At 70.9% G+C, this 8039-nt stretch carries 10 protein-coding genes; 7 read left to right on the top strand and 3 right to left on the bottom strand.

Annotated features, from left to right (window positions below):
* From WH07_RS33965 to WH07_RS33950, 4 genes are all read left to right on the top strand, one after another.
* A partial coding sequence (locus tag WH07_RS33965) for a hypothetical protein (protein WP_046508703.1) occupies positions 1-611 on the top strand: 611 nt, incomplete at its 5' end.
* Between the two features lie 97 nt (positions 612-708).
* Complete coding sequence (locus WH07_RS33960; RefSeq protein WP_046508696.1) at positions 709-2307, top strand: ABC-F family ATP-binding cassette domain-containing protein; 1599 nt, start codon at positions 709-711, stop codon at positions 2305-2307.
* Positions 2308-2788: 481 nt separating this feature from the next.
* A complete protein-coding gene (locus WH07_RS33955; RefSeq protein WP_046508694.1) occupies positions 2789-3010 on the top strand; it encodes a helix-turn-helix domain-containing protein in 222 nt (73 codons plus the stop codon).
* A gap of 130 nt (positions 3011-3140) precedes the next feature.
* Positions 3141-3944 carry an enoyl-CoA hydratase/isomerase family protein gene (locus tag WH07_RS33950; protein ID WP_046508693.1) on the top strand — a complete coding sequence of 268 codons (804 nt, stop codon included), beginning with the start codon at positions 3141-3143 and terminating at the stop codon, positions 3942-3944.
* 4 nt (positions 3945-3948) lie between these two features.
* On the opposite strand, the gene WH07_RS33945 is transcribed toward WH07_RS33950, so the two are convergent.
* From WH07_RS33945 to WH07_RS33935, 3 genes are all read right to left on the bottom strand, one after another.
* A complete protein-coding gene (locus WH07_RS33945) occupies positions 3949-4758 on the bottom strand; it encodes a family 1 encapsulin nanocompartment shell protein (protein WP_046508691.1) in 810 nt (269 codons plus the stop codon).
* Positions 4739-5881 (bottom strand): Dyp-type peroxidase, encoded by a 1143-nt coding sequence (locus WH07_RS33940; protein ID WP_046508689.1) that lies wholly within the window; start codon positions 5879-5881, stop codon positions 4739-4741. The genes WH07_RS33945 and WH07_RS33940 overlap by 20 nt, the downstream gene beginning before the upstream one ends.
* A gap of 140 nt (positions 5882-6021) precedes the next feature.
* A complete protein-coding gene (locus WH07_RS33935) occupies positions 6022-6753 on the bottom strand; it encodes a hypothetical protein (protein ID WP_046508687.1) in 732 nt (243 codons plus the stop codon).
* 95 nt (positions 6754-6848) lie between these two features.
* On the opposite strand from WH07_RS33935, the gene WH07_RS33930 reads away from it, so the two are divergent.
* The 3 genes from WH07_RS33930 (at position 6849) to WH07_RS33920 (ending at position 8023) form a co-directional block, all read left to right on the top strand.
* On the top strand, positions 6849-7340 hold the full coding sequence (locus WH07_RS33930) for an Asp23/Gls24 family envelope stress response protein (RefSeq protein ID WP_046508700.1): 492 nt from the start codon (positions 6849-6851) through the stop codon (positions 7338-7340).
* An 87-nt stretch (positions 7341-7427) separates the two neighbouring features.
* Positions 7428-7619, top strand: a complete 192-nt coding sequence (locus WH07_RS33925; RefSeq protein ID WP_046508685.1) for a hypothetical protein — start codon at positions 7428-7430, stop codon at positions 7617-7619.
* Between the two features lie 41 nt (positions 7620-7660).
* Positions 7661-8023: an Asp23/Gls24 family envelope stress response protein gene (locus tag WH07_RS33920; protein WP_046508698.1), complete on the top strand. Its 363-nt coding sequence runs from the start codon at positions 7661-7663 to the stop codon at positions 8021-8023.
* Positions 8024-8039: the final 16 nt, after the last annotated feature.

Genomic DNA, 8039 nt, shown 5'->3' with positions numbered 1-8039 from the left:
CCCCCGCCCCGCCCTCCGGCCAGGACCCCGTCCTGCGTGCCGTGGGCCCCCGCGTCGAAGCCCACGACCGCCGCTCTGGCGCCCTGCGCTGGGTCCATGAGCGCTCCGGCCGCCGTCCCCTCGCCGTCGCCGCCGCGCCCGGCCACGCCTTCGCCCTCTGGAACGACGGCCTGGTCACCGACACCGAGAGCGCCACCGGCCGGGCCGTCCGCTGGCACCGCGCCCTCCCCGGCCTCGCCGACTGGCTGGCCGCCGCCCCCGGCCGCGGCACCGGAGTGCTCCAGCTCCTCGACCCCGAGGCCCGGATGCTCGCCGTCGTCGCCCCCGAGCGCATCACCGCGTACCGCACCGAGGACGGCGATCTGCGCTGGGTGCTGCCCGCCGCCCGCGGCTGCGCCTTCGACCCCGGGCGTCATGTCCGTACGGGCGGAGCCCTGCTCATCGCCCAGCCGTGTGCCGGGAACGCCGCGTGGACCGCGGAACTCAAGGCCGTCGACGGACTCGGCAGGATCGTGCCCGGACGTACCCCCCTCGGCAACGATCTCCCGGGCCACCGCCCGCCGGAGCTGCCCGAAGCCGGGCAGCGGAAAGCAGTTGCGCAGCACGGTTAGACTGGCCCGCATGGCATTTCTCCTTGTGCATTAGCCGGCGTCGAAGAATCCCTCCGCCTGCTCTCTTCCGCCGTCCACACCGCCCTGGAGTCTTTCCGTGATCACCGCAACCGGCGTAGAGCTGCGCGCCGGCGCCCGAGTCCTCATCGAATCCGCCTCGTTCCGTGTCGCCAAGGGAGACCGCATCGGTCTCGTCGGCCGCAACGGAGCGGGCAAGACCACCCTCACCAAGTGCCTCGCGGGCGAAGGCATGCCCGCCGCCGGCACCATCACCCGCTCCGGGGAAGTCGGCTATCTGCCGCAGGACCCGCGCACCGGAGACCTCGACGTCCTCGCCCGCGACCGCATCCTCTCCGCGCGTGAACTCGACTCCGTACTGCGGAAGATGCGCGAGAACGAGGACCGGATGGCGAACGGCAAGGGCGCCACCCGCGAGAAGGCGATGAAGAAGTACGAGCGTCTGGAGACGGAGTTCCTCACCAAGGGTGGATACGCCGCCGAGGCCGAGGCCGCCACCATCGCCGCCGCGCTCGGTCTGCCCGACCGGGTCCTCGGCCAGCCCCTCCACACCCTCTCCGGCGGCCAGCGCCGCCGGGTCGAGCTGGCGCGGATCCTCTTCTCGGACGCCGACACCCTGCTCCTCGACGAGCCCACCAACCACCTCGACGCGGACTCCATCATCTGGCTGCGCGACTACCTCAAGACCTACCGGGGCGGCTTCATCGTCATCTCCCACGATGTCGAGCTGGTCGAGACCGTCGTCAACAAGGTCTTCTACCTGGACGCCAACCGCTCCCAGATCGATGTCTACAACATGGGCTGGAAGCTGTACCAGCAGCAGCGCGAGGCCGACGAGAAGCGCCGCAAGCGCGAGCGCGCCAACGCGGAGAAGAAGGCCGCCGCCCTCAACTCCCAGGCCGACAAGATGCGCGCCAAGGCCACCAAGACCGTCGCAGCGCAGAACATGGCCCGCAGGGCCGAGCGGCTGCTGTCGGGACTGGAGGAGGTACGCCAGTCCGACAAGGTCGCCAAGCTGCGCTTCCCCGAACCCGCCCCCTGCGGCAAGACCCCGCTGACCGCCGAGGGCCTGTCGAAGTCGTACGGCTCGCTGGAGATCTTCACCGATGTGGATCTCGCCATCGACAAGGGCTCCCGGGTCGTCATCCTGGGCCTCAACGGCGCCGGCAAGACCACCCTGCTCCGGCTGCTGGCCGGGGTCGAGAAGCCGGACACCGGACAGGTCACCCCGGGCCACGGCCTCAAGCTCGGCTACTACGCACAGGAACACGAGACGCTCGACCCCGAGCGCTCGGTCCTGGAGAACATGCGTTCCTCCGCGCCCGATCTCGATCTGGTCGAGGTCCGCAAGACGCTCGGCTCCTTCCTCTTCTCCGGCGACGACGTCGACAAGCCCGCCGGGGTGCTCTCCGGCGGGGAGAAGACCCGGCTCGCGCTGGCCACCCTGGTCGTCTCCTCCGCCAATGTGCTGCTGCTCGACGAGCCGACGAACAACCTGGACCCGGCCAGCCGCGAGGAGATCCTCGGCGCGCTGCGCACCTACAAGGGCGCGGTCATCCTCGTCACCCACGACGAGGGCGCGGTCCACGCGCTGGAGCCGGAGCGGATCATCCTGCTGCCCGACGGGGTCGAGGACCTCTGGGGCGCCGACTACGCGGACCTGGTCGCCCTGGCGTGACGTACGGGTCCGGGCGGTGACGGGCCCTGGCGCGACCGTACGGGCCCAGGTGTGACCGTACGGTGCTCCGCGGCCCTCGCCGTGCGGTGATCCGACCGTATGAAGACCAGGCCGTACGGTGATCCAGGGGGCGATCCGGACCGTGCTCCGGACCGTGATCGACTCCGTATGGATCATTCGGCTCAGCGTTGATCCATCATCTGTGTGAGGACGTCTCGTACCCCCGGCGTGCCGCGCGACGAAGAGTGCTCTCTGTCACATCATCTGCCCCGCCTCGCGGCGCACACCGCTGACCTGGCACTTCGACCCGCATACGGGGCACAGGTAGGTACGGGCAGGACCGGAACCGGGGATTCCGGTCCTGCGTGAAGCTTGAACTCTGCCAAAGCTTGTCGTACGGACCTTGCCGAATGGGTGGCCAGGAGGCCCGTAAGGGGTGATCATGAGAAGTCCAGAGCGCACTTCCCATGAGGAGGCACGGGTGGCCGAGACTCTGAAGAAGGGCAGCCGGGTGACCGGCGCCGCGCGTGACAAGCTCGCGGCAGACCTGAAGAAGAAGTACGACAACGGTGCGAGCATCCGGGCGCTGGCCGAGGAAACCGGCCGCTCCTATGGATTCGTTCACCGGATGCTCAGTGAGTCCGGAGTCACGCTGCGGGGACGCGGTGGAGCGACGAGAGGCAAGAAGGCCACGTCGGCCTGACGCGCCGGGTGCGCTCCTCCCGGCCACCGGTACGGACGGTGGCCACCCGGGTCGATCACATGGTCGCCCAGGTGGTTACTGTGCAGTCACTCAGCTCGCTGTGCTGACTGTCCGAACCGGAGGCGCCTGTATGACTTCGCTCGAACCACATCACGGACCAGTGCTCGACAAGGACGGCGTACGGCTCACCGTCGAGGACGCGGTTGCCACGGTGACACTGACCGTTCCGGACAAGCGCAACGCCCAGTCTCCCGCTCTGTGGCGGGCGTTGACGCAGGCCGGCCGGTCACTGCCGGGCAGCGTGCGGGTCGTGGTGGTGCGCGGTGAGGGCAAGTCCTTCTCCGCGGGCCTCGACCGGCAGGCGTTCACCCCCGAGGGGTTCGACGGGGAGCCGTCCTTCCTGGAGCTGGCCCGGCGGTCCGACGCCGATCTCGACGCGGCCATCGCCTCGTACCAGGAGGGCTTCGTCTGGCTGCGCCGCAATGACATCGTGTCGATCGCGGCCGTCCAGGGGCATGCGATCGGCGCCGGTTTCCAGCTCGCCCTCGCCTGCGATCTCCGGGTCGTCGCGTCGGACGTGCAGTTCGCCATGCGCGAGACGAGCCTCGGTCTGGTCCCCGATCTCACCGGCACCCATCCGCTGGTGAGGCTCGTCGGCTACGCCCGTGCGCTGGAGATCTGCGCCACGGGCCGCTTCGTCCACGCCGAGGAGGCGGAACGTACCGGGCTGGCCAATCTGGTGGTGCCCGTCGACGAACTCGACGCCACCGTCCAGGATCTGGCGAGCGCGCTGCTGGCCGCGCCCAGGGACGCCGTGATCGAGACCAAGGCGCTGCTCCGGAGCGCCATGGGCCGCTCCTTCGAGGAGCAGCGTACGGCCGAGCGCGCGTCGCAGGCCCGGCGGCTGCGCGACCTGGCGGGCCTCACGGACTGATCGCTCACAGTTGCGGTGTCGCGGTGAGCGCCACCGCGGCCTCGCTCGTGTACATCAGGAAGGTCAGCGTCTCCTGGAAGTAGAGCCGTACGTTCCTGTCGTCGTGGGAGAGATAGCCGATCGACACGTCCTGGCCGATCCGCAGTTCGAAATCGCCGCCCCGTGTGGACAGCAGAAACGCTCCGTCGATGGCGGGCGCCCAGATGATCTCGCCGTCCAGCACCCGGTCGATGTGCTTGTGGACCGGGTAGCCGTGGTCGGAGGTCTCGTTCACGGCTGTGTACGCGTCGGCGCTCAGGGCCAGGGTGTACGGGCCGCCCACGCCCGCCAGCCGCAGGGCCGACACCGCCTGGCTGATCGCGTCCGGATAGTCGCGCACCTCGGCCGGCAGGGGCAGCTCCGGATGGGAGGTGCTCTGCCGGATGCCCGCGATGCCCGCCGCCGCGTACCCCTCGAAGACTGCCCGGTCCTCCGCGAACGCGATCTTCCGGGCGGCGTCCTTCACCGGCTGCCAGTCCGCGTCCTTGGCGCCGCGCTCGACATCGTCCACCTCCGCACGGTCCACCGTGAACGGCACCCGCAGCTCGACGACCGGCCGTGATACGCGCGTATGCGCGATGACCCCGTCGGCCGGCGGGTCGACGGCCCGGAGCCGGCCGGTGCCGACCGCCGCCATCCCGGACCCGGCCGGTTCGGGTACGTCGACGATCCGGCGGGCGGCGACATGGCGCTTGAAGGTACGCCGTGCCTCCTCCTCCAGATCCGCCCAGGCGGCGTCGGAGACGGGCGCGAGTTCACGGTGCAGGTTCTTCATCGGGGGTGCTCCTCCTCAGGTCGCCGATCCCGAGCGAGCCGTCGGCCACCGGGCCGTCAGTGACGCGTACCGCTTCCCGGACCTCGGCGACGCGTACCGCTTCCCGGCCCGCCTCGTCGGACTCCGTGGCCTCCGTCTCCGCTTGCCGGGCCTCCGTTTGCTGGGCCTCCGTGCCGGGCGGGTCCGGCGGATCGTCGAGGAAGTCGGCGCTGGGCGCGAAGAACAGGGTGCCGGTCACGGCCGTGGAGAAGTCCAGGATCCGGTCGTGGGTGGCCGGCGGACTGCCGAGGAACATGTTCTCCAGCATCTTCTCGGTGACGTCCGGGGTACGGGCGTAACCGATGAAGTACGTGCCGAACTCGCCCTGCCCCACGCTGCCGAACGGCATGTTGTCGCGGAGGATCTGCCGTTCGGTGCCGTCCGGGTCGGTGATCGTGTTCAGCGCGACATGCGAATCAGCCGGCTTGTCCTCGTCGGCCAGCTCGATGTCGGCCAGTTTCGTACGGCCGATCACCAACTCCTGCGCCTCGACCGGCAGGGCGTTCCACGCGTCCAGATCGTGTGTGTACTTCTGCACGATCACATAGCTTCCGCCGGTGAACGCGGCGTCCTCGTCGCCGATCAGCACCGCGGCCCGCGCCACCGGGCCGACCGGGTTCTCGGTCCCGTCGACGAAGCCCAGCAGGTCACGGACGTCGAAGTACTTGAAGCCATGCGTCTCGTCGCGGACCGTGACCGCGCCGCGCAGCCGGTCCATGATCGCCACGGCGAGGCTGAAGCAGAGGTCCATCCGCGCGGCCCGGACATGGAAGAGCAGATCACCGGGGGTGGAGACCGCGCGGTGGCCGGTCGCTCCGACGAGTTCACGGAAGGGGTGCAGCCCTGCCGGGCGCGGCCCGCCGAACAGCCGGTCCCAGACCTCGGAGCCGAAACCGGTGACACAGCTCAACTGGCCTTCCGGGACCCGGAAACCGACCGCGCGCTGGAGTCCGGCCAGGTCGGGGAGGAGTTCCCGTACGACCGGTTCGCCGCCTGGATCGACCGTCACCACCAGGAAGATCGCCGCGCCGGTCAGCGGGCTCAGCACCGGTTGCGGGATCACCTCCGCGGCGGGACAGGCCATCGGCTTCGTACCTCCTCGCGCGGAAGCATGGCTGTACGGCGTACGGGCAGGGCCCCCGGCCTGACCTGCACCATTTTCCTTCGGGGTACGCGCCCCCGCATCCGCTGGCCGTACGGTGCGGTCCGTACGGGCCGGGTTCCTCAGGGCGCGACGCCCACCGCCGTGACCAGCACCGCCACCGACGGTCCGCCCGGCACGGACGCGGCGACCTCCTTCCGTACCGCCCGGGCCACCTCCAGCGGATGGTGCCCCGCGGCCGTCGCCACCTCGACCAGGACATGCCCGGGCAGGCCGGCCGCCCGACCGCTCAGTGTCCTGGTGAGACGGGCGACGCCGGGCACCGCGGCGGCCGCGTCAAGGACTTCGTGGGCATTGTCGGAAGCGGGCGCGGGCGGCTCCGCGGGTTCAGCCGTACGCTGCGGTGCCTGCGGTGCCTGCGTCGGTTTCGGCGGCGAGTCCAGCAGGGCCGTCACCCGCAGATCCACCTCCGCCACCCGCAGCCCCAGCCCCTCCGCCGCGCACGCGGCCAGCGTCGCGCGCAGTCGGCCGGCCACGGCGGGCAGCGGTTCGTCCGTCATGTCCGTGAACGCCTCGCCGAACTCCGCCTCGATCCGCAGCTCGCCCGGTGGTAGCGCGCTGGGCGGCGGCGGCACGGCCGGCCGTTCCGCCGCGGCCGGGTCGGCCAGCGACAGCCGTACCGTACCGAGCACCGTGCCCGGCAGCCCGGCGGCGGCCCGCCGTAGCTCGGCCACCGCCGCCCGTTCCGCCAGCCATACGCCGTCCGCGGCGCCGCCCAGCGGAAGCAGTCTGCCCAGGCCGAGCAGCCGCCGTACCGCTGTCTGCCAGCCCTCGGAACCGCGCACAGTCGTCATTCCTCCAGCCTGCCGCATCCACGGCGCGGTACGGGGAAAGCGGGCCTAGTCTGAGGAACGGAGTCCCACCACCGCCCCGGAAGGGATGAATGGCGATGTCTGACACCACCCCTCGCAACCAGTCGGCGCCCTCCGCCAAGGAACTGCCGGGCGAGGACGGGCGGAAGCCGTCCGTCACCAAGCGCGGGGGAGGCGCTCCGGCGACCCGTGGCCGTACCACCATCGCCGATGGCGTGGTGGAGAAGATCGCCGGGCTCGCGGCCCGTGACGTGCTGGGTGTGCACGCCCTGGGCAGCGGTATCTCCCGTACGTTCGGCGCGGTACGGGAACGGGTCCCCGGCACCACCAGGTCCGTCAGCCGGGGCGTGAAGGCCGAGGTCGGCGAGGTGCAGACGGCGCTCGACCTGGAGGTCGTCGTCGACTACGGGGTCTCGATCACCGAAGTGGCCGCCGCCGTGCGGGAGAACGTCATCTCGGCGGTCGAGCGGATGACGAGCCTTGAGGTCGTCGAGGTCAATATCGCGGTCAGCGACGTCAAGCTGCCCGACGAGGAAGATGACGAGGACCAGGACACTCGGCTCCAGTAGGCCGCGGCTTCCGGCCGGCCGCCACGGCGGTGTCGCCGTGGCGGCGCGGGAGCGGGAAGCGGCACGGAGCGGGAAGGGGAGCGCACGATGAGCATGGCGGTGGTCGGCCTGTTGGCCGGCATGGCGCTCGGATTCGCCGGATACTTCGGTGGCTTCGGGGCCTTTGTGCTGGTGGCCGCGCTGGGCGCGATCGGTTTCGTGGTCGGGCGGATCGTCGATGGCGATCTGGAACCCGGCGACTTCTTCCGCAGCCGTGACCGCGACGAGCGGCGGCGGTGACGTGAGTGGCCGGTGACGTGATCGGCGGTACGGCCGACGGTATGGCCGGTCGCCCGGCCGGTGACCGGGTCGCGGCCGGTGAGCGGGGAGCGACCACGATCGCCGACCGGGTGGTCGCGAAGATCGCCGCGCAGGCGGCGCGGGAGGCGCTTCCCACCGGTGTGCCGGAAGGGGGCGCTCCGCCGCATGCCACGGTCACGGTGCAGCGCGGGATCGCGTATGTACGGGTCGGGGTCGAGCTGGACTATCCGTCCGACATCGGGGAACAGTGCGGTGCGGTACGGGCCCGGGTCGCGCAGCGGGTGCGGGCGCTGGCGGGGATGGACGTGCCGGAGGTGGTGGTGCGGGTGGACCGGCTGCACTCGGTCCAGGCGCGGTTGACGGCGTTGGGGAGGGTGCGATGAGCGATACGGGGAAGGG

This window comes from Streptomyces odonnellii (assembly GCF_000981895.1).
GTDB classification, from domain to species: domain Bacteria; phylum Actinomycetota; class Actinomycetes; order Streptomycetales; family Streptomycetaceae; genus Streptomyces; species Streptomyces odonnellii.
This window is presented reverse-complemented; position numbering and strand designations above follow the sequence as displayed.